Source organism: Metallosphaera javensis (ex Sakai et al. 2022) (assembly GCA_021654415.1).
GTDB classification, from domain to species: Archaea; Thermoproteota; Thermoprotei_A; order Sulfolobales; family Sulfolobaceae; genus Metallosphaera; species Metallosphaera javensis.
On sequence record AP024487.1, the window covers coordinates 1,056,235 to 1,076,020 of the forward strand.

Annotated in this window: 22 protein-coding genes and 1 pseudogene; 13 read left to right on the plus strand and 10 right to left on the minus strand. The window is 47.6% G+C overall.

Annotated elements, in window-relative coordinates:
- The first annotated feature begins 15 nt into the window (after window positions 1–15).
- Window positions 16–558: a MogA/MoaB family molybdenum cofactor biosynthesis protein gene (locus QVC96_RS06195; RefSeq protein WP_238027158.1), complete on the plus strand. Its 543-nt coding sequence runs from the start codon at window positions 16–18 to the stop codon at window positions 556–558.
- On the opposite strand, the gene QVC96_RS06200 is transcribed toward QVC96_RS06195, so the two are convergent.
- Both QVC96_RS06200 and QVC96_RS06205 read right to left on the minus strand, forming a co-directional pair.
- Complete coding sequence (locus QVC96_RS06200) at window positions 547–2,388, minus strand: 4Fe-4S dicluster domain-containing protein (protein ID WP_287690261.1); 1,842 nt, start codon at window positions 2,386–2,388, stop codon at window positions 547–549. The two genes, QVC96_RS06195 and QVC96_RS06200, sit on opposite strands and share 12 nt — an antisense overlap.
- A gap of 68 nt (window positions 2,389–2,456) precedes the next feature.
- Window positions 2,457–2,663, minus strand: a complete 207-nt coding sequence (locus QVC96_RS06205) for a hypothetical protein (RefSeq protein WP_287690262.1) — start codon at window positions 2,661–2,663, stop codon at window positions 2,457–2,459.
- 33 nt (window positions 2,664–2,696) lie between these two features.
- On the opposite strand from QVC96_RS06205, the gene QVC96_RS06210 reads away from it, so the two are divergent.
- Both QVC96_RS06210 and queC read left to right on the plus strand, forming a co-directional pair.
- Window positions 2,697–4,919 (plus strand): DEAD/DEAH box helicase, encoded by a 2,223-nt coding sequence (locus QVC96_RS06210; RefSeq protein WP_287690263.1) that lies wholly within the window; start codon window positions 2,697–2,699, stop codon window positions 4,917–4,919.
- A gap of 118 nt (window positions 4,920–5,037) precedes the next feature.
- Window positions 5,038–6,447 carry a 7-cyano-7-deazaguanine synthase QueC gene (gene queC / locus QVC96_RS06215; protein WP_287690436.1) on the plus strand — a complete coding sequence of 470 codons (1,410 nt, stop codon included), beginning with the start codon at window positions 5,038–5,040 and terminating at the stop codon, window positions 6,445–6,447.
- On the opposite strand, the gene QVC96_RS06220 is transcribed toward queC, so the two are convergent.
- Together QVC96_RS06220 and QVC96_RS06225 are read right to left on the minus strand one after the other, a co-directional pair.
- On the minus strand, window positions 6,421–6,804 hold the full coding sequence (locus QVC96_RS06220) for a DUF1634 domain-containing protein (protein ID WP_238027162.1): 384 nt from the start codon (window positions 6,802–6,804) through the stop codon (window positions 6,421–6,423). The two genes, queC and QVC96_RS06220, sit on opposite strands and share 27 nt — an antisense overlap.
- Window positions 6,805–7,659 (minus strand): sulfite exporter TauE/SafE family protein, encoded by an 855-nt coding sequence (locus tag QVC96_RS06225; protein WP_255776287.1) that lies wholly within the window; start codon window positions 7,657–7,659, stop codon window positions 6,805–6,807. It abuts the gene before it with no gap.
- A 198-nt stretch (window positions 7,660–7,857) separates the two neighbouring features.
- Between QVC96_RS06225 and QVC96_RS06230 the strand changes: the two genes are divergently transcribed.
- Window positions 7,858–8,136 (plus strand): hypothetical protein, encoded by a 279-nt coding sequence (locus QVC96_RS06230; protein ID WP_238027163.1) that lies wholly within the window; start codon window positions 7,858–7,860, stop codon window positions 8,134–8,136.
- Here QVC96_RS06230 and QVC96_RS06235 read toward each other — a convergent pair.
- Together QVC96_RS06235 and QVC96_RS06240 are read right to left on the minus strand one after the other, a co-directional pair.
- Window positions 8,103–9,035: an AbrB/MazE/SpoVT family DNA-binding domain-containing protein gene (locus QVC96_RS06235; RefSeq protein ID WP_238027164.1), complete on the minus strand. Its 933-nt coding sequence runs from the start codon at window positions 9,033–9,035 to the stop codon at window positions 8,103–8,105. The genes QVC96_RS06230 and QVC96_RS06235 overlap by 34 nt on opposite strands.
- A gap of 100 nt (window positions 9,036–9,135) precedes the next feature.
- Entirely contained in the window at window positions 9,136–10,143 is a 1,008-nt protein-coding gene (locus QVC96_RS06240) for an FAD-binding oxidoreductase (protein WP_287690264.1), read from the minus strand.
- A gap of 35 nt (window positions 10,144–10,178) precedes the next feature.
- On the opposite strand from QVC96_RS06240, the gene QVC96_RS06245 reads away from it, so the two are divergent.
- Both QVC96_RS06245 and QVC96_RS06250 read left to right on the plus strand, forming a co-directional pair.
- Window positions 10,179–11,561, plus strand: a complete 1,383-nt coding sequence (locus QVC96_RS06245) for an FAD-binding oxidoreductase (protein WP_238027166.1) — start codon at window positions 10,179–10,181, stop codon at window positions 11,559–11,561.
- Window positions 11,552–12,571, plus strand: a complete 1,020-nt coding sequence (locus QVC96_RS06250; protein ID WP_238027167.1) for a (Fe-S)-binding protein — start codon at window positions 11,552–11,554, stop codon at window positions 12,569–12,571. The genes QVC96_RS06245 and QVC96_RS06250 overlap by 10 nt, the downstream gene beginning before the upstream one ends.
- Here the strand turns inward: QVC96_RS06250 and QVC96_RS06255 are convergent.
- Window positions 12,521–13,009 (minus strand): hypothetical protein, encoded by a 489-nt coding sequence (locus tag QVC96_RS06255; protein WP_287690265.1) that lies wholly within the window; start codon window positions 13,007–13,009, stop codon window positions 12,521–12,523. The genes QVC96_RS06250 and QVC96_RS06255 overlap by 51 nt on opposite strands.
- A 134-nt stretch (window positions 13,010–13,143) precedes the next feature.
- On the opposite strand from QVC96_RS06255, the gene QVC96_RS06260 reads away from it, so the two are divergent.
- Both QVC96_RS06260 and QVC96_RS06265 read left to right on the plus strand, forming a co-directional pair.
- Window positions 13,144–13,806 (plus strand): ParA family protein, encoded by a 663-nt coding sequence (locus tag QVC96_RS06260; RefSeq protein ID WP_238027169.1) that lies wholly within the window; start codon window positions 13,144–13,146, stop codon window positions 13,804–13,806.
- Window positions 13,799–14,323, plus strand: a complete 525-nt coding sequence (locus QVC96_RS06265) for a hypothetical protein (protein ID WP_287690266.1) — start codon at window positions 13,799–13,801, stop codon at window positions 14,321–14,323. Before QVC96_RS06260 ends, QVC96_RS06265 begins: the two co-directional genes overlap by 8 nt.
- 501 nt (window positions 14,324–14,824) lie before the next feature.
- On the opposite strand, the gene QVC96_RS06270 is transcribed toward QVC96_RS06265, so the two are convergent.
- Window positions 14,825–15,892 carry an FAD-dependent oxidoreductase gene (locus tag QVC96_RS06270; protein WP_287690267.1) on the minus strand — a complete coding sequence of 356 codons (1,068 nt, stop codon included), beginning with the start codon at window positions 15,890–15,892 and terminating at the stop codon, window positions 14,825–14,827.
- A 65-nt stretch (window positions 15,893–15,957) separates the two neighbouring features.
- On the opposite strand from QVC96_RS06270, the gene QVC96_RS06275 reads away from it, so the two are divergent.
- The 4 genes and pseudogenes from QVC96_RS06275 to QVC96_RS06290 all read left to right on the plus strand — a co-directional run bounded on the left by QVC96_RS06275 (window position 15,958) and on the right by QVC96_RS06290 (window position 18,457).
- Window positions 15,958–16,455, plus strand: coding sequence for an NTP transferase domain-containing protein (locus tag QVC96_RS06275; RefSeq protein ID WP_238027501.1), 498 nt, complete (start codon window positions 15,958–15,960; stop codon window positions 16,453–16,455).
- Between the two features lie 15 nt (window positions 16,456–16,470).
- Window positions 16,471–17,193, plus strand: coding sequence for a DUF1614 domain-containing protein (locus QVC96_RS06280; protein ID WP_287690268.1), 723 nt, complete (start codon window positions 16,471–16,473; stop codon window positions 17,191–17,193).
- Window positions 17,194–17,344: 151 nt separating this feature from the next.
- Window positions 17,345–17,754 (plus strand): annotated as a pseudogene (locus QVC96_RS06285) (DUF3211 domain-containing protein).
- A 292-nt stretch (window positions 17,755–18,046) separates the two neighbouring features.
- Entirely contained in the window at window positions 18,047–18,457 is a 411-nt protein-coding gene (locus tag QVC96_RS06290; protein ID WP_287690269.1) for a DUF3211 domain-containing protein, read from the plus strand.
- A gap of 15 nt (window positions 18,458–18,472) precedes the next feature.
- Here QVC96_RS06290 and QVC96_RS06295 read toward each other — a convergent pair whose 3' ends face one another.
- The gene (locus QVC96_RS06295) at window positions 18,473–18,718 is read right to left on the minus strand and encodes a hypothetical protein (protein WP_238025385.1); all 246 of its coding nucleotides are present in this window, start codon (window positions 18,716–18,718) and stop codon (window positions 18,473–18,475) included.
- 37 nt (window positions 18,719–18,755) lie between these two features.
- Here QVC96_RS06295 and QVC96_RS06300 point away from each other — a divergent pair, with 37 nt between their 5' ends.
- Window positions 18,756–19,295, plus strand: coding sequence for a thiamine-phosphate synthase family protein (locus QVC96_RS06300; RefSeq protein WP_287690270.1), 540 nt, complete (start codon window positions 18,756–18,758; stop codon window positions 19,293–19,295).
- Here QVC96_RS06300 and QVC96_RS06305 read toward each other — a convergent pair.
- Complete coding sequence (locus tag QVC96_RS06305; protein WP_287690271.1) at window positions 19,274–19,738, minus strand: PadR family transcriptional regulator; 465 nt, start codon at window positions 19,736–19,738, stop codon at window positions 19,274–19,276. The genes QVC96_RS06300 and QVC96_RS06305 overlap by 22 nt on opposite strands.
- Between the last annotated feature and the right edge of the window lie 48 nt (window positions 19,739–19,786).

Genomic DNA, 19,786 nt, shown 5'->3' on the forward strand with positions numbered 1-19,786 from the left:
TTTAACTTGATTCCAATGACCCACGCTCATGAGAGCCATAGGGAGATGGCCCCAAAAAAACTCGGTTTTTACGTGATTACCGTGAGCACCTCAAGGTATCAGAAGATGTCCAGAAAGGAACCTGTTGTGGACGAGTCGGGCGACAGAATAAAGGAGCTTATCATTTCCCACGGACATGAACTGAAGGGTTACTCACTTGTCCCGGACGACAAGGTTAGGATCCTTAAGGCGGTCATAGATGCTGTTCTGACTGAGGGAGTTGATGTTATAGTTTCCACTGGAGGTACAGGATACACGCCTTCAGACGTTACGGTGGAAAGCGTCAGGGGGATCCTGGATAGGGAAGTTGAGGGCTTTGGAGATGTGTTTAGGACGCTGAGCCTTTCCGATCCCAAGGTTGGACCTGCATCTTACCTCACAAAGGCCAGTGCTGGAATCCTCAGGGGGAAAATAATATACATGCTCCCGGGATCGCCAGACGCGGTGAAACTGGGGATGGAGAAACTAATACTCCCCGAGGCCCCTCATCTAGCCTTCTTAGCTAGGTCAACCCAGTGAATCTGCACTTATAGCTTTCTTTATTTCTTCCACCAGGATTGACTTTATCTCGTTGTCTTCTAACGCGTTTTCCTGTAGTAACTTCACGTACATTTTTATGGTAGTTGCTGGATCCTTTCCAAATATGTAATTACGCAAAAGTCCTCTGATGAATTCTGCCCTTATACTATCGTCCAGGCCGTCATACCATGTCAAGTCCTCGAGGATTGCCTTATTCTTGGTGAGGAGGCCAGAAATCTCTTCAACCAGTTTGTCTGCATCCTCTACCTTTACCTCCTCTAGCTCATCTATGTAGCTCGGTATGCCAAGTTTCTTAGAGGCTAAGGGACATAGTGTAACTTGAGAGGATACCTCGGATCTGGTGGAAGGTTCTCCATTCAACATCTCAAGAAAGGCAAAGCTACATTTCTCGTCTCCGTTCATAGTTCCCTTATACATGCATGTTTTGTGAACCCTCTTACTTAGAATTTTGGACCTGACACCGCTGGGTAATACGTCGAAGAGAAAGTAGACGTCTGTTACAGTCTTGGGCTTAGATGAGAGTAAATAGAGTCGCTCCTCTGGGGTCAGCACGTAGAGTTCCTCTACTCCTTCAGGAACGTTGAGCTCGCTACCCCTAATTAGCTCGTCTAGAGATACATTTAGGGTAATTATGCCCAGCTTGATTCCCTGTCTATAGAAGAAACCAATTATTTTTATCGCGTTCTCCACTAGCTCCCTGGAAATGGGAGTTATTACGAGCGACTTCCTGCTTGGTAAGGAAAGGGAAATATCGAGTGAAATCTTTCTAAAGGTTGCCTTTTCTCTCAATTTTGATACAATATTTAGGGAAGCTGGACAAACCTCGTCGCACTTACCGCAAAGGTGACAGTTGGCGTACTCCTTTTGCATCCCAGAAACGAAGAAGCCCATGGGGGAGTAGTCCTTATCTCCCCTCTGGCTAGCATGTGGGCAAACGTTCACACATTTACCACATAGTATGCAACCGGAGAAAAGGTCCTGCGAGCTGGTATCTGAGAAGGGATCAAGAGTCAGGGACAGGTTAAGCGGTTTATTGGAGAGGGCCACAAACTTGGTTATATCCTTCCTGACGAAGAGTATAAGCTCCTCCGCCTCGGAAAACATGGGGGAATCGAGATCCATGGTTTTCACGGATCCAAAGTACCTGAACCTGTAGTTACCCATGGAGAAGGAGTAGGGCCTAGTGGGAGACATCTCCTCCAGCTTGTCCTTCAAAAGCTCCTGCCTAGACAGAGGAAACGCTACTAGAAGGGAGGTCGAATTTCCCTTCTTCCAGATGGTGATATCTCGAAATGGAGGAATTCCAGTGCTAAACCAGTACTTTACCCTGTTAAGTACGAAATCAAAGCTCCTATCCAGCTTCATGTACGAAAGGGGTCTCGGGTCCTTTCTGATGATAACTGCCGATATGACCCCGCCCCTAAAGGGACCGCGATACTCTTGCCCATTGATTACTCCCTCCACCTCAACCCTTTTCCTTATGGGTCCGAACTCGTTGAAACCAAAGCCTCCGTCCTCAAAGTGCACCGATCCACCCACTGCAGTATCCTCCAGTCCGAAAACCTCGAGGTTGTACTTGAGGAGATCAGCCCAGGGAGTTCCAGGTAGGACCCTCACCCTGTCACCCAGGTCCTCAATTCCCCTCTGGTCCGTGAGGTCAAGGATGGTGTCACCTTGCTCCCCTCTAAAGTACTCATATCTGGGCGTCCCACCCCTCATTAGATCCTGGATACCTGTAACCTTTATCACCTGTTTAGGTGGGTCAATTCTCCTGGTCCTAGACACGGCGGAGAAGATAATACCTGCCACAAGTCCAACTTATCACCTGAAAGTTAAATAACCTACCTAAAGAGAATTGAAATAGCGTGGGGAAAAAACTAGCGTCCATTTCTAAATTCAAGGGTTAACTTAAAGAAGCCGTTAGGGAGGTCCTCTGCGTCGATCAAGGCGTAGCTATATTTCTTTATCACAGGAATGCATGTGGTGATGAGCGTCCTGTCGACCACGACGGTTATCCTTGGTTTTCCCCTTTCTCTCTCGAGTAGTGAGGACAGGTCCCTCTCATTGCTCACTATTTCTGACATGCTTTTAGCTGTGGGTATCAATTTATAAAGTGCATGGAAATTCTGGAGAAAGTTTCTGAGTCGCTAAAGCTCATGGGTGCAAGTGTAGCTCACGTTTACACCGAGACGGCCTTGGATCCAGAAATGGGGCCCCCAGTTACTGAGAGTTCGCTGGATCCCAGAATTGTGAGAAATTTGAGAGAAGCGGGGATAGAGAGATTTTACAGATATCAATGGGAGGCCATGGAGGCAATACTCAACCGTGAAAATCTTGCCATAATATCCGGCACGGGGACGGGTAAAACCGAGGCCTTCTTTATTCCCCTATTACAGCTGGTATTGAAGGGAGAAAGATCCGTCCTGATATACCCCACAAAGGCGCTTGCCAGGGATCAGCTGGTCAGAATGAAGTGGCTTACCAAGGACCTCTCTGAGGTGAGGATAGAGGTTCTGGATGGTGATACTCCCCAAAAGGTAAGGGAGGAGATTTACGAGAATCCGCCAGAGATCCTCATCACCAACCCAGACATGATCCACCTGGGACTTTCCCTTTCTCCACGATTCAGGTCCCTGATCAGGAGCGCAGATCATTACGTGGTGGATGAGATGCATGTTTATGACGGCGTCCTAGGATCTCACCTTCGACGAATCCTGGATAGGATCAGGGAGCTTAACGGGGAGATCCACGTGATTGGTGCAAGCGGAACTGTGGAGGCAACACCCCTACTCCTCAACGAGCTCTTTGGGGTTGAGGGAAAGGTGATCCGGGGAGTTCCAAGAAGACGTGGAATGGCCATTCACGCACTGGTTGCCTCAAATGGGATCAGCAGATGGACAATCTCGGCCTATCTGGCAGGTCTCATGGTGAAGGAAGGGTTAAGGATACTCGTTTTCGTGGACTCTCAGCAGATGGCCGAGAGGCTGGCCAAAATGGCCGAAAGATTTGGGGCAAACCTAGCAGTCCACAGGGCCGGCATCCTCGCGAGTGAAAGGGTTGAGGTGGAGAAGAAGTTAAGGGAGGGAGAGCTTCAGGGAGTGGTGGCTACCCCCACCCTGGAACTTGGAATTGATATTGGTAGCCTAGACGCGGTGATCATGAGTGAAAACCCGCCCAGTTACCCCAAGTATCTACAGAGGGCGGGAAGGGCGGGAAGAAGAAACAGGCTTGGCCTAGTCTTCACTATTATGGGGGATAACCCCATTGATTCCTATTTCCTCAGAAAACCTCACGAGTTCTTCAACAGGAAGCTCACCCCCATAACCTTTGATAATACCAACTTGGAGGTATTGAAGGTCCACGCTTCGGCCTATGTACTCGAGAAGTACGGGGTTAGGAGAAACGAGCTCCCATCCCTGTGGGTGAAGGCCCTTGACGAACTGGTGAAGGAGGGCATAATCACGGAGAGGGGAGGTACCTATTACTCTACCCCCAGAACTGCGAGCTTCGTCAGGTCAAGCTCCCTAAGAAGTGCAGGTCCCATCGTGGACGTAATTGAGCAGAAAAAGATTGGAGAGAGGGAGTTACCTGCAGCCCTCTTTGACCTATATCCAGGCGCCGCCTATTTGGTCTCCAAAAGGAGCTATCATGTGAAGAGTCTAGACTTGAAGAGTCTAGAGGCAAGGGTTGAAAAGATGACAGATGACCAGGACTATTACACTAAACCCCTTTACAAGGTTGATATGAAAGAGTTCAGGGAGGTAGAGAGCAGAAAGGTTCTTGGTCTTCCAGTGAAGTACGGCGAAATCAAGGTCACTGTCTCGGTAGTGGGTTACGTAGTGTATGACTACTACTCAAAAAGGGAGAAGCCCAGAGCCGAAGTGGAGTACGAGGAGCCCATAGAGTTCACCTATGACACCAAGGGTCTCATAATAAAGCACCCCATCCTGGAGGACTGGGATCTCCTTTCATCAATGGAGGCCTATCACGCTACTGAACACGTTCTTATAGCAGCCGGGAGGGTGGTTGCGGGAGGTTCCATCACTGACCTGTCAGGAATAAGCTATCCCTCCGGACATGTGGTAATTTACGACTCAACAATAGGAGGTAACGGGGTGTCACGTCTTCTCTATCAGCGTCTGGAGTCGGCATACGACATTGCGCTGGACATAGTGAAGGGATGCGACTGCGAGGACGGGTGTCCCAAGTGCATCTTTGACCCGTACTGCGGAAACAACAACAAGGTCCTCTCCAGAAAGAAGTCAATGAGACTGATCCAGAAGGTGATGAACGGTGAGGGCACTGATTATAGCCCGCCCGACGGTGAAAGCGTGAGGTAAAAGGTATTAACGCGAGTTATGGAGAACCTAGAAAATTCCTGAGTTCCTCCAGTTAGCTTGAGTGTTCACGTTTAAGTTAAAGTTAAATGGTGAGGGTCCAACTCACATGAGATCAATAGTGTGCAGTGTAACAGGAGTTCTCTTGATGGATCCTAGCAAGTATGCGGAAGTGAATCAGAAGTTAAAGAACATCCTTATCAAGGCGGAGGACAGGGGAAGGGATAGCTTTGGGGTAATAACTATTGAAGCTGATGGAAGGATTAGATCAGTCAAGTCGCTGGGAAGCCCATCTAAACACCCTGAGAAACTGGACGGAATAATTACTGAGACGACAAGGGTGGTGGTGGCGAACAACAGGGCGGAGCCCACCACCGAGTTTGTGAGGTACAAGACGGAGAAGGACATTCAACCCTTTCTGGGGGAGAGATTCATAGTAACTCACAACGGGATAATTGCAAATGACAAGGAACTAGAGAAAAAGTACGAGATAAAGAGGCTTACCGCAATTGACAGTGCCGTCATTCCTCCTCTCCTCGATAGGGTATGGGATGGAAAACTGGAATCCCTCAAGGGAATACTGAAGGAATTGAGGGGGAGTTATGCCCTGGTGATTGCGGACAGGTACAGACCAGACAGAATATTCCTGGCACAGAACTTCAAGCCCTTATACATGGCCTACGACATCAAATTGAACGCTGTATTCTTCACCTCCCTCGACGATTACTTCGACGTAAAGCCCTTTGACGAGGTGAACGTTAGGAAACTTGAACCCTACTCTGTGGTTGAGGTTACCTCCAGCAAGGAATTCCGGGCACTCTCGCTTCACCCTCAGCCAAGGAAAAGGGCACTGGTCATAGCTAGCGGGGGTCTAGACTCCACTGTTGCCGCAACCAAGATGATCAGGGAAGGTTATCAGGTCACTCTTCTGCACTTCAACTACCATCATAAGGCTGAGGAAAGGGAGAGGGAGGCAGTCAGGAAGATAGCTTCCTACCTCAACGCTGATCTGATGGAGATAAACACCGACCTTTTCTCCTTGATTGGAAACGCAACTCTCCTCAAGGGTGGTGGGGAAATTGTTAAGGATAGGAAGGGAGAGGAGGGGGCGGAGTTCGCCCATGAGTGGGTCCCTGCCAGGAACGCCATTTTCTTCACTGTTGCCATGGCCATAGCTGAGGCGAAGGGTTATGACGCGATCGTGTCCGGAATAAACCTTGAGGAGGCAGGGGCCTACCCCGATAACGAAATGGAATTCGTGAGGATGTTCCAGAAACTTTCCCCCTACGCCGTGGGTCCAGAGAAGAGGGTTGACGTACTCATGCCTGTAGGAAACCTGGTGAAACATGAAATCGTGAAACTGGGACTGGAGATAGGTGCGCCGCTTCATCTGACCTGGAGCTGTTACGAGGGCGGAGAGAAGCATTGTGGAAAATGCGGTCCCTGTTACATGAGAAGAATGGCTTTCGAGATAAATGGGGTTAAAGACCCAGTGGAATACGAATCACTTGATGATCAGGGCAGGCACTAGGAATATCGCAATCATTATGTTGATTAGTACAACCAGAGACAGTATTGTGTACAGTATATCCTTGTTTTTAGCAAAGTCTCCTATCAGGAGGGCCACCCTAATGACCGGAGTAGCAATTAGAATTATCAGCCCCATGTAAATGAAGGAGAGACCGTCAAGCTTGGGGATTCCCTGTATCACCTTCTGTGGAGTTGTGGTAGAGGTATTGACCAAGGAATGAACGCTCCCTATCTGTTCCAGTGAAAGTCCCTGAGCACCTCCATGAATGAAAATCAGAGCTACCCCCGTAACCACAAACGCAATACTTATTACCACTCCTGCTATCAGCGCGTAACTTATAACATCCTCTATCTCCATTCAAAACACCCCCAGTCCCCTTAGGATCATTTGAATTCCTAGAAATGCCAGAATCACCAGGAATACCGCCCTGATCCTCTTGTTCTTTAGCCTCACTAGGACCCTTGTTCCTACCAGCGAACCTATGAGAACACCTATGGCTGTGGGGGCAGCGAGAAACGGTTGAATGTATCCCAAGGCCCAGTATATACCGCTACCTGTAGCAGCTGTAACTCCTATCATGAAGTTACTTGTCGTTGTCGTGACCTTCATGGGGAGGTTCATGGCGTAATCCATTCCTATCACCTTGAGTGCGCCAGAGCCGATTCCCAGCAAACCTGAGATGAAACCAGCGAAGAACATCACGATTAGACCCAACCACCACCTTACCCCCCAGTACTTCACGGTGGTGTTATTTGCAGGGTCAAAGTATTCCCCATACAGGTTGAGTAGCCTCGTGGTCCAATCTGGTGGTTTTGGTGTGGGGAACTCTCCCTTCATCTTCTTGAGTGTGGGATATATTGAGAAAAGGAGAACAATTCCAAATATTATATAAACTATGTATTGAAGATGAAGCGAATAAATGTAAGCCACCGTGAGGGAGCCCACGATTGACCCTGCGGTTGTGGCGATCTCCAGCGAGATTCCTATCCTGACGCTTGTAATCCTTTCCTTAACGTATGCGGACGCGGAACCGCTGGATGTTGCAATGGTGGAGATCAGACTGGAACCGGTTGCGTAAATGATAGGGATTCCCAAGTAAAGCGTCAGAATTGGCACCAGCACTGTCCCTCCTCCTAGACCTGTTAGTGAGCCGAGAAAACCCGCTAATATGCTGAAAATAAGGATTGATAAAAAAGTCAGTATGACACTCATAATAATCGGGATTCATCGCTATTCGTCATTTTTAAAACCAACCACCTATCCTTGCATTATGATTGGAATTTAAACCTTGAGAAGATGAACTAAAACCTTTCAACGAACATCTGATAGAGTTGCACACGCATGTGATCGGGTCTTCAAATTAAGTCGATTCTAAGATATGTTTAATACCTTTCTTTCGCAATTTTTAATATGGATGGAATAACTGCTGGATTCCTTAAGCTCAGGGAATTGGTAGGAGAGGCTAGAGCGTTCAGGCTTGAGGACCAATATACACTGGTCGGGATAAGGGAGATGGGTTGCAAGGAAAAGTCCAAGATAGTTGACCTAGTACTGGATGAGGTTTACAAGTATGGGGATGAGTTTAACCTGACCATCCTTCTCTTGGGAAGTGAGGGCCTTGAAAGGTTAAAGCAGAGCCTTGGAGAAGACATAACTCAAGAGCTTGAGGAGAAACTGGAAAAGTCGTAAAGCCTTACGCTCTTGTTTACGGCGTTATCCATCATGGCTATACAGTAGGAGCCCATTCTGACCAGTTCCTTTCCTGCCTCATTCTTAGGGGCACTTTTCTCCAGGTTTCTGAAGCCCTCCCTAATCTTCCCCATGGGGGATAGGTCCTCCGTGAGGAACATGTTCACTGCCAGCATGAATATCTCCTTCAAAGTCTGAAAGTTGCCAATTATCTTTCCCAGCTCATCTCTCCTGATCTCCCTCAAGAAGAACATAAGATGCGTAATGAACCTTCCAAGATCTCTCATGGCTATGGCAAACAGTATTATGTCCTTTGGATACAGCTGGAAATTAATCTCATCATCCCTCTGAACTCCGACCGCAATCATCCTTATCAGCAGTCTGTAGTCCTTGTTCAGTATGGAGATCCTAGCCAGGAGATCCTCCCTCATCTCATCCGTGAAATTCCCCAAGAGAAGTTCCACGTCATCCAGGATATTCCCTATCTTGGTAATGAATTGTCTCATGGACTCTATCAGGTTACTGCTTAGGTTCACGTTCACCCTGAACGCTATGCTATCAAAGGACTCCGATTCGACCTCAAGCCCGTAACACTGCAACTGTAATTCCCTTAACTCCTTCTTCACCTCCAGGGGTATTACCGAGTTAGACTTCACCACTATCCTGTCAAGTCCCTGCATATAATAGGTCATGATGAGATACTTGGCTGTTTCAAGGTCTCCCAACTGAATTACCTTTTCAAGATTGGGCTTAACTGGAGGTCTTATCTTTAGACCATCGTACACCTCATAGACCTTTAGTCCGCTCTTGACATCAAGTTTCATTTTCCTTACCCAATCGCTGGGAAGTGATATGATGTAACTTCCTCCCTTGATTTTCTGTAATCTCCTTACATTCATCATTTATACACATGGATATTTGTATAAAAGATTATGCATTAAATGTAAAGAGTATATATGGTGTTAGATGTATATACAGTGGACCGGAAGAACGTTTCTCCTAAATAAAGACTCCCTGAGGGTCCAGAGCGGACTTCAGAACGAGAAATGATTGGGGAGGTTGAGGTAGGCACTCAGCCTGGCATCCCTTCTCTCCAATGATCTTGAGCCCAACTGCCCTTATTTTATCCACGTCCTCTGGGTTATAGAGTCTAGAGTATCCGGATCCGTAAAAGGAGATGACGCACTCTGCCCTTACATCACTAACGGAATCCCTTTCAAGCCCTCTCGTTGAGACCACGGAGTAGATCCTTTCCCCTGAACACTCTGGCACATCGGCGCTTCTATAATCCGAGGTGACCTTTCTCACGTAGCCCGAGTGTCCCATAAACCACGCTATCACCCTCTCGCTCTCACTCCTGTAGATGGTAACTCCAACGGCACCGCGCAGGATTGCGTCATTTATCTGAGCAAGTTTGATCTCAGCTGGAAATATTTCCTCAGGCAGAGGTATTGCCCTTATAATCACGTCCAGATATAGGCCAAGCCTTCCCAGTGCTCCACTCATGGCCTTCCACACCTTGTACCCGGAGGAGAACTTAGGGGTTCTGCTCCCGGTCCTGATTACCTCTCCCAAACCCGTCAAAACCTTGGCACCCAGAAGCCAATCCCTTGGATAGCCGTGAAATAAACTAAAGTGGAAGGGTATATTGAGAGAGGCGAAACCCCCAACACTTCCCTGATGGAAAAAGGGAATCCACAACCCTTCCCTCCTCAACACCTCCAACAGCTCACTGAAAGGAGTCCCAGACCTAACTGTAGCGTAAAGGTCCCCTATGGAGCTTTCCAGGACTCCAGTATATCTATGGGTGGAAATATACACGTCCGCGCTAACCCTCTCCCCTACGTGATTCCTCCCCGTTCCCATCACGTGGGCCTTCAGCCCCCTCTCCCTCACGAGGTTTACCACGTCTCTAAACTCCTCTTCTGTACCAGGTTCCACAATCACGACTCTAGAATCTTCCCCAATCCTCAAGGGAGCGATCTTTTCCAGATCGTCAACCCACATTACGGTTTATTAGGTATATGAGACTATTTAAGGTGATGAACATACACGATGAGCTGGCCTCCATCGTGGGAGAGAAATGGGTAATAACAGGAAAGGAGACGAGACTGTACTCCTATGACGGGTTCACCGCGGTGGAGGGAGATCCCTCCATGGTGGTATTGCCGGGAAATGAGGAGGAGGCAATAAGAGTAGTGAGGTTGCTTCTCGAGAGACAAGTGAAGTTTGTGATGAGGGGAACGGGTACGAGCCTGAGCGGAGCCACTGTACCCCTCGGTGGGGAAGTTGTGGTGGGAATGGCCAGACTGAACAGGGTATACTCACAGTCTGGGCTGGAAATTGAAGTGGGACCCGGGATAGCAAACGCTATGGTCACCAAAAATGCCCCTCCACACCTCTTTTACGCCCCCGATCCGTCCAGCTACATGGTTTCCTCCATAGGGGGAAACATATCTCATGACTCCGGAGGAGTTCACGTGGTGAAATACGGCCCCACTGTGAACAGCGTGGTGTCAGTGAGGGTAATCCTGGCGGGAGGACAGGTCGAGGACGTAGAATACGGTCCCTTCCTCTCTTCACTGCCCATATTTGTGGGCGCTGAGGGTACATTGGGAGGAATTTTGAGGGCAAGGCTCAGGCTATTTCCCAAGCCTGCTACTAGGAAGAGCATCTTCGCCACATTCGACAGCGTTAGGGACGCTGGAAGAGCAGTGGTGGACATATTTAGAACTGGGGTCATACCCTCAGCCCTAGAGATGATGGACAGGAACACAATAAGGGTCGTGGAAAGGAGCAGGTACAGAGCCAACGCTCCTGACGTTGAGGCCCTCCTTCTCATAGAACTTGATGGAAGCGAGGAGGCAGTAAGTGAGCAGGAGAACCTGGTTAGCCGAGTGATCAAGGAAGACAATGGAGAGAGGATATACCCGGACGACGGAGGAACTAAGCTATGGAATGCCAGAAAGGGAGCTTTCCCGGCCATGGGAGTGGTGGCCCCCGCATACCTTACCCTGGATTGTAACGTTCCCAGAGAGGCTTTACCAGATGTGCTGGCCGGGGTAGCAGAGATAGGAAGGAGAAAGGGTGTGCTCATAGCTAACGTATTTCATGCCGGTGATGGCAACCTTCATCCACTCATACCGTATTTCCCAGATAAGGCGGAGAGCTTGAAACTTGCGCTCGAAACCAGTGCTGAGATCATGAAATTTGCCCTAAGGATGGGTGGAGTGCCCTCTGGTGAACATGGTATAGGAATTGAGAAATTGAAGTACATGGACATGTACTACAACAAGGAGGAACTTCAGGTTCTGAGAAGGATAAAAAGCGTGTTTGACCCTGGTAATCTTCTAAATCCCTGCAAGCTCCTGGGAGGATGCAGGCCAAGGGATGAAGTTACGAGGTGGATGTGGGAATGGGATTAGAGGATGCATGTGTGCACTGCGGTTTCTGCCTAGAGGCCTGTCCCACCTACGTTGTGACAAGATCAGAGATCCACTCACCAAGGGGAAGGATAACCTCAGTGAGGCTGGGAATATCCAGTGAGGGGATAGAGACCTGCATGTTCTGCAGGAGATGTGAGCTTGCCTGTCCCAGCGGTGTGGAGTACGGCAAGCTGATACACAACGTAAGGGAGGAAAGTCCCGTGAAGAAGGCACTTAACGTGGTGATGGAGAGACCGCAACTCGCATACAGGTTCTTCAAGTCAAGCGAGGGATTGAACTCCCCAGTTGTGAGGAGAATACATGAGCTAATTCCCAGAATGGAGGCGCCTCTAGAGTATAGAGAGGAGAGCCCAGAGATAATTCTCTTCCCAGGATGTCTCATGTCAGTGGCGTTCAGGAGAACAGTGAACAATGCTCTTCTCTTCATAAAGTCCAGGGGATACAGGGTCGAGATTTTGAACGGCTGTTGCGGGTTATCCCACTACAGTGAGGGAGACAAGGTTAGGAGTAACGCTCTCATTCAACAGCTGAGAGAGAGATTCAAGGGGAGAAGGGTGGTCTCCCTGTCCTCCAACTGCAGTGCCCACATGAGGGAAATGGGATTGAATGTTGAAGACTTCTCCGAGTTTGCCCTTTCCGAACTTAGAGACGAGAAAAGGAAACTTACAATCACCATTCACGATCCTTGTCACGCCAACCTGATGGGGATAACCAAGAGTACAAGGAAGGTTGTAGAAAGGCTTGGAATAAACGTTGTGGAGATGGACGAACCTTCGTTTGAATGCGGAGCGGGAGGAGGATATTTCATTTACCATCCTGAAATTGCTGACAGGGTTATGGATGTAAAGGCCGAGAAGGTGAAGAGGTCTGGTCAAAAACTTGTACTCTCCACCAACCCCGCCTGCTCCCTTGCGCTCGCATTCAAGGGATTCAGGCCCCTACACCTGGCCGACATACTGGAGGGAATTGAGGACCTCAATCCTAGCTAGGTTACTCTCCTCCTTCAGGTTAAATCCATTCTCCTCTATCACCTGAATTAACTCATCCGTCAGGTCTGGTTTAACATATACTCTGGGGCAATCCCTGACCTCAGCAATGTCCTGCAGATCCTTTCCGTTCTCCGAAACTCTCACGGAGATGCCCCAGTCACAATCAACGCATATCTGTCTTTTACCCGGTCTAGGTATAACGTAAAGCTTGGCCTCAGGTCTGGAAATTGAACCTGAGGGATGGAACCATTTCACGGCCTCAAGTCCCAGCCTAAGGAAGCCTGCCCCCAAGTTCTTCCCGGCTACGGGATAGGGAAACTTCTCCGCCAGATACATTCCAGCTATCTCGTCGGCCTCCAGATCCCTGCCCATTACAAACCTGGAGAACCACTGGGCCTCAAGGTAGGCCCTTACAAAATCCCTGTCCAGTTGGATCATGTTTATACACTTTAAACATCTAATATATATACATTACGATAGTTTAAGTTATTTTAATTATTTTAACTAATTAAATCCAGGTCGTAATACTGCCCTGGGTCCCTTATATAGAGTATTCAGGGAATAGTCTAGACATGATTGTGACAGTTATCAATCAAAAGGGAGGAGTGGGAAAAACAACCACTGCCGTGAACCTAGCATACACACTGTCCAAGAGCCGAAACGTGGGCCTTCTGGATATGGATCCTGAGGGAGGCACCTCTTTCTCATTTGGCATAAGGAGGGACAAGAAGGAGTTTCCCCTGGGCGGAAAGAGCGTCAATATATTTAACATCGAGGTTTTCCCAGCGCATCTTGGTCTCCTGAAGCTGGAGCTTGGAGGAGAGGTTGAGGAAGTGGTTAAGTCTATCAAGTCCATTGCTGAGGGTTTTGATATTCTTGTAATAGATACGCCCCCCAACCTGGGAACCCTGGCCGTGGCATCCATGATAGCTGCGGACAGAGTTATATCCCCGGTTACGCCCCAACCCCTGGCCATAGAGGCGGTTAGAAATCTGGACTCTAGACTACAGAGTCTGGAGAAGAGCGCAATAGCCTTTGCCAGCATGTCCAAGAAACCTTTGGACGTAGAACTCAAGGCGGTGAAATTTGTGCAGGTGTACATACCTCCCTCGAAACTCTTCTCTGAATCCTCTAGACTCGGCGTTCCAGCATCCAGATATGAGGAGGTGAAGTTGAAGAGACCCAAGATAGCGAAGTTATACGAGGAGCTAGGAAAGGTGGCCTTGAGTGAGTGAGTTAGACTTTTTACTGAAGAGAAAGAAAAAGACTGAAGGAGTTCAGGGAGGAGAGAGTGGAGGACAGAGGGTAGAGAGTAGAGTTCAGGGAGGAGAGAGTGGAGGACAGAGGGTAGAGAGTAGAGTTCAGGGAGGAGAGAGTGGAGGACAGAGGGTAGAGAGTAGAGTTCAGGGAGGAGAGAGTGGAGGACAGAGGGTAGAGACCATAGAGAATCCCCTAGAGTCCTCCCTTGGGCAAAATAACGTAGCCACACAGATGGCTAAACTTTCTGAACGGACTCAAGGACAGGATCACGATCTGGAGCAACTAATGGAATCCTTGCTCGATAAGGATCCTAAAATCGGTGTGTGGAGTTATCCCGCATATGCTGTCCTGCAGTACCTTTACCATACTAAGCCCGGATTCAGAATGAGCAAGGTAGCAAAAGATGCTTTAGAACTGGGGTTAAAACAACTTTACCCTGATCTTTACATGAAAGCCGAATCCTTGGCGAGACAGAAGGGGCTTATGAGATAGGGCTCTCGTTTCATCATCGCTCACCTATATTTCAATACGTTTTCAGTAAAGTCACGATATCGCAGAGTTGTTAATCTTCTCTCTGCAGTCTAGAGTCTAGAGTGAACTGCCCCATCCTCACGGATGGGGCTTCTTGGTTCATTGACCACGCTCGATCCCCTCTCACCCACAGCGTCGAATGGAACCCATCCTTGACACCCCGTGTGGGAGGGTTACGGAGGCATTGGTATCCTCAAGCTTGACTTCGGTTCCATCCCTGGGTGGTCATCCCACGTGACCACACGATGGGGTTTGGCAGGCCACAGTATATTTACGTATGTTATCATTTAAAACATTTCTTTGGGCTATCCATTCCTACCTCACGGATGGGGTCTTCCTCCTCCTTAACCCCCAAAGAGATAAAGGGAGAGTAATACCTGCCTAGCATCTTCTGCCTAAACATTAAACTGAATACCAGGATCCTGTTAGAAAACCATAGAGGGTATAGCACAGCTAAAATATCTAAGGAAATATCCCCTTCAACGACGACCAGTAGAGGTGCGTAAATGCTCTCTTCATTTCGTAAAATATTGAAGATGCACCATAAATTGAACTCCTCTCGAAGTTCATCCTGACCAGATAACCCTTTTTGGAACTTGCGTAAACGGCACAAATTGCACTTCCATCGTAAAGTTTCTTACTACCTCCCTCTACTGCGTGAAGTATGTTGTCGGACACCACTTTAGCCTCATAATGAGCCTTGGAGCCTGTCTTGGGTGGAGTTAGAATATTGTTGGCATCACCTATAACAAACACGTTATCATAGTTCTTGTACTTCAATGTGGTCCTATCCACGGGAATGAAGCCAGTCTGATCTGCCATCTCCCTGAACTCGTTTCCCACAACCACCGGGGGATCAATCAAGGCCAGATCATACTGGACCTTCTCCCCACTCTCCGATTCAATTATCCTCTGTGCCGAATCTATCCTAGCTATCTTGAAACCCCTCTTGATCTCAACGCCAAGCTCCTTGGCCCTTTTCCCGAAGGCCTCGGCCATTGGCCTCTGAATCTCTGGTGGGTTGGTTACTGGATTAAGTAAAGTGACCTTAGCCTTTGGGAACCTCTCCTTTAGCAGAAAGGCAAACTCAAAGGGCGCAGCGGGACACTTTATGACGCCGGAATAACCCACGACAATGGAGTTACCTGTAAATGACGCTATTTGATCCCTGAGCTTCCTTCCCTCCTCCAGACTATGCCAACCTACTGTTCCATCAATCTTCTTGCTGACCACTCCAGGAGATAACACGAGATAATCGTACTCCAGTTTCCTGTCCCCAACCATGACGCTATGGTCCTCCACCAAGACCTTTGTAACCCTTCCCCTTACCCACCTAACGGGAAGAAGAGAGTCTAGACTTCTGACTATGGACTCTTCCGTCTCACTTCCCAGTGCGTAGTCCACTATACCCGGTTGATAGAGATGAGTATCAGAGGGTTCCACCACCGTTACGTCAAGTCCCTTTCCGTGAAGCCTGTTAGCAACAACTAAACCACCGTTTCCTCCTCCGACAATAACAACCCTGTTCATAGTTAACATAGTTTATCTTGCAGAAAGAATATTTAAGATAATCCCTAATTATTCAATTGATTCCAGTGAGGCCGGAAAGCGTTATCATCATGGCAGGAGGTAAGGGAAGCAGGCTTTCTCCCCTGAAGCCTGTGATGGAAGTGTGCGGAAAGCCCATGATCCAGTGGGTGGTGGAGCTGGCTCTTAAATACAGTGGAGATGTATACATAGCTACAGTCAGGGGACATCCGGCGGAGGATCGGTTGAGTAAAATCCGCAAATTGCTCTATACCTCTGGACGAGGGTACGAAAACGACGTGGTGGAGGCGGTTTCGTCGGTTAAGTTACCTGCACTGGTTCTTCCAAGCGACGTACCCTTCCTGGAGGAAGATGCGGTTGAACTCCTGCTCAGGGAGTGCGACTCGTCCATCTGCACCCTCTTAACTCAGGGGGACTTCGTGGGCGTTAGTCTCTGGAAGTCATTAAATCTCCAAGATTACCAGTCGATTAACTACCCCAGGAGGATCATGAATGTGAATACGTGGAACGACCTTACGGAAATAAATAAATTATGTCATGAATAAATTACCGAGATATACTTGAAACGTATTCTTATAGTATCTCCAGTGAGAGGGGTGATATTCCCCATCTATTTCATCTTAAGTCTACTTCTCCTAGTCATATCCGTTGGTTACTTTAAGGACCTCCTAGTTTACGCGGGGTTCTCGTCTGGTCTGGGATATGCCCTTGCAGTTGAGATATCCTTCCTTAGTCTAGCCCTCAGCCCCGTCAATGTGGTGGTAAAGGAGTTTAAGTCGCCTGCGGTTATACCAGAATATGATGTGGTCTACGTTTTCGGATTTCCCGTGTATTTTCCAAAACTTGAGAGAACTTGCCTTACTACTCTACTGGCATTTAACCTGGGAGGCGCGGTTATACCGCTAATCCTTTCCCTCACTCTCTTCTATTTGTCCTCAAGCAAATTGCTCATTCTCCTGAACGTTGTGGTCATTGTTATAGTGTCGAAGCTGTTCTCTAGGGTGGTGAACGGAGTTGGGGTGGTCATGAATCCTCTAATAGCCCCTATTTTTTCCGTACTGGTTAGCTATATCCTCTTTTTCAACCAACCGATCCTAATTCCTCTCTCGGCTTACGTGAGTAGCGTTATAGGCACTCTCGTGGGAGCCGATCTCTTGAATATAAAGAAGATTCTAGAGGCTAGACCGCAGGTTATCAGTGTGGGAGGAATGGGCACGTTTGACGGAATATTCATTTCTGGATTACTCTCCATTTTCTTAGGTCAGTTACTGATATCATTATGACGAAGAAGAGCACTCCATATCTCAAAGGGCTCTTAGCCCAGGTATTTATTCGTGAATTAGCTTTATAATCTATTAATTTAAATAGAATTTTTTCGCAAAACTTACGAAAAGTTTTTATCTAGAAAATTCCAGAACAATATATAGATTTGTCATGAATAAATCTATCACCATTACCACGTCACATGAGAGGCAGTCTCTTTTCATCATCCTTTCAGACCCAAAATTTGTTCTTCCTAGACTTTTTCCCCTATTAAGCAGGTTGAGATAGAGGGAGATTCCTTTAACGCTCATGGCAGGTTCCTGACAATGGCCTTCCACATGCATGGGAACGTGCTTTGCGGGAGTGAGTTAATATATGCGTTCTATCTCTCTGCAGGAGGAGGAATGGGACAAGGAAAGCTGACAATGAATATAAAGGAAGGAGAGATAGATTTGAGGTTTGAATATGATGGTTGGATGGAGAGAATGTCTGGAATATTTTTCATGGATAGATGGTTCTCCGGTTTTGCAAGCAAGTTAGATGAGGAGGTGAGGATGGAGAGGATAAGGAGAAAGATCTAGGGAAGAGTGTGAAGTAGATGAAATGATACCTTCCATTTATTTCGTTTCACTGTATTGGGACTATATTGTAAGACCCCCATAGCGTCGTAAGGCTTGCATAAATTTGTCTTATGACTTCGTGACTTCGCATTGAATTCCTTGAAACTCAAATATGCCAAATGACCACACTGTGAAATCCCCCTTCCTGACATTCTTTTAACATTATTCTTAATGGTGCATCTCATTGTTATTTATGTAGTATGCGAAGTAAAGAAAATCTTATAACAAAGAATTTTCGCACTATTAGGTAACTATGGATAAGTCTATAACGGTTAGTACTACGCACGACAGAAAGTCAGTCTCCACAATACTGATGAATCCTTCCATTGTGCTTCCGCGACTCTTTCCTCCCATTAAGGAAGTAACGGTTGAAGGAAACTCCTTTAATGCAGAGGGAAGGTTTCTGACCACAAAGTTTCACATGCATGGTTCAGTAATTGTCAAGGACGAGATAATTTACGGCTTCTATCTTTCAGCAGGAGGAGGACAGGGAAACGGTAGATTGATAATCAAGGTAAATGAAGGACAGGTTGATCTGCGACTGGAGTATGAAGGAAAGATGGAAAAGCTGTCTGGGATATTCTTCATGGACAGATGGTTCTCTGACTTCGCCTCTAAACTGGACGAGGAGATTGGAAAGGAGAAGGCAAGAAAGACCCTTTAAGCGACAGATTACCGCTTACTTCTTTCTCTTAACCTTCATTTTCCTCGCTTTCACCAGAGCCAATCCAACGTTTTCATCGTGTTTTACCACGACCTTTCCCTTCTCAAATCTAGCATATAAAAAGGTGTACTTCCCCTCGCTAAGCTTATCATAGTATCTCAACCTTCCCAGGTCAAATCTCTTGCCAATGTTTTCAAGAACTGCTATGTCCCTCCTCTCATCCTCACCTGGAGGTAGAGGAAAGACGTGGAGGGTCTTCATCAATCATTATTTATGATCAGGGATTATATCATTAATCATGGACGACGAGAGGAAACTTGTGCTTCAGGAGCTAGAGAAAGCGGTTAAGGAATTTGTTTCTCAAGAAAGATCGTATCTCTTAATACCTGAAGTTAGGACTAACATTGGGTATGCAGTCAGAAACGCCAAGGACTCGAACGATGTAGCTGCCATACCCGGGAGGATAACCACAGCGTTCCAGAGGGCCATTTACTGTCTTCCCCCTGCATTTGGAGCCTCAGATCACGTGGCGAGGGTCATTCTCACAGCCATGAAGTATGATCCTGACATTAGGAGCGCCATCAATCTTGCGTACTACCCACAGTTTCTCAGACTAAACCCCTACCTCTTTGACCGCTCTCAAGAACCTCAGGCGCAGAAGCCTGTGGAGGGGAGAACAATGAACTTCATGATAGAGAAGGCTGTAAGGGAAGTGGGAAGAGTGCCAGAACTGATCGTGGACAAGGGAGATTTCGGCAAGGAGCCTGGGCTATTTATCCTTGGGAGGAATCCATCTGAGGTGGTTAGCAGGGCAATTCACTTGCTCTCACTGCTTTGAGACTCCAGGATCCTCTCTATCTTGGCGCGACATTCCATGAGAACGGAGCTTACCTCGTCATATACCTTCTCGTTTACCATTTTTTCCCTGTAGCTGTAAAGTACGAGGCTAATATCAAAGAGCATGCTAACCAGTTTCCTGTAATCCACCGGTGTCGAGAATACGGACTTCACGTTAGCCTTTGTCTCCGCCCATTTCTTAAAACCTTCATCCGTCAGACTGTAGACCTTTTTACCGTCGTGCTCCTCCACCTTGACTAGTCCCTCATTAATTAGGTTCTTAAGGACTGGGTAAAGGGATCCTGGGCTCGGCTTGTAGACTCCATTGAACTTGCCCTCTATGGTCTTCATTATTTCATACGCATGCATGGGTTTATGGTGAAGCGCGTCCATTATGAGGAACTTTAGAGCCCCTCGTCTCAGTCTCTCTAAGTTCATCTTCATTATGGTAGTGTATTTAACAAGAGTAAAATAATTCTACGCGTTCCAAGT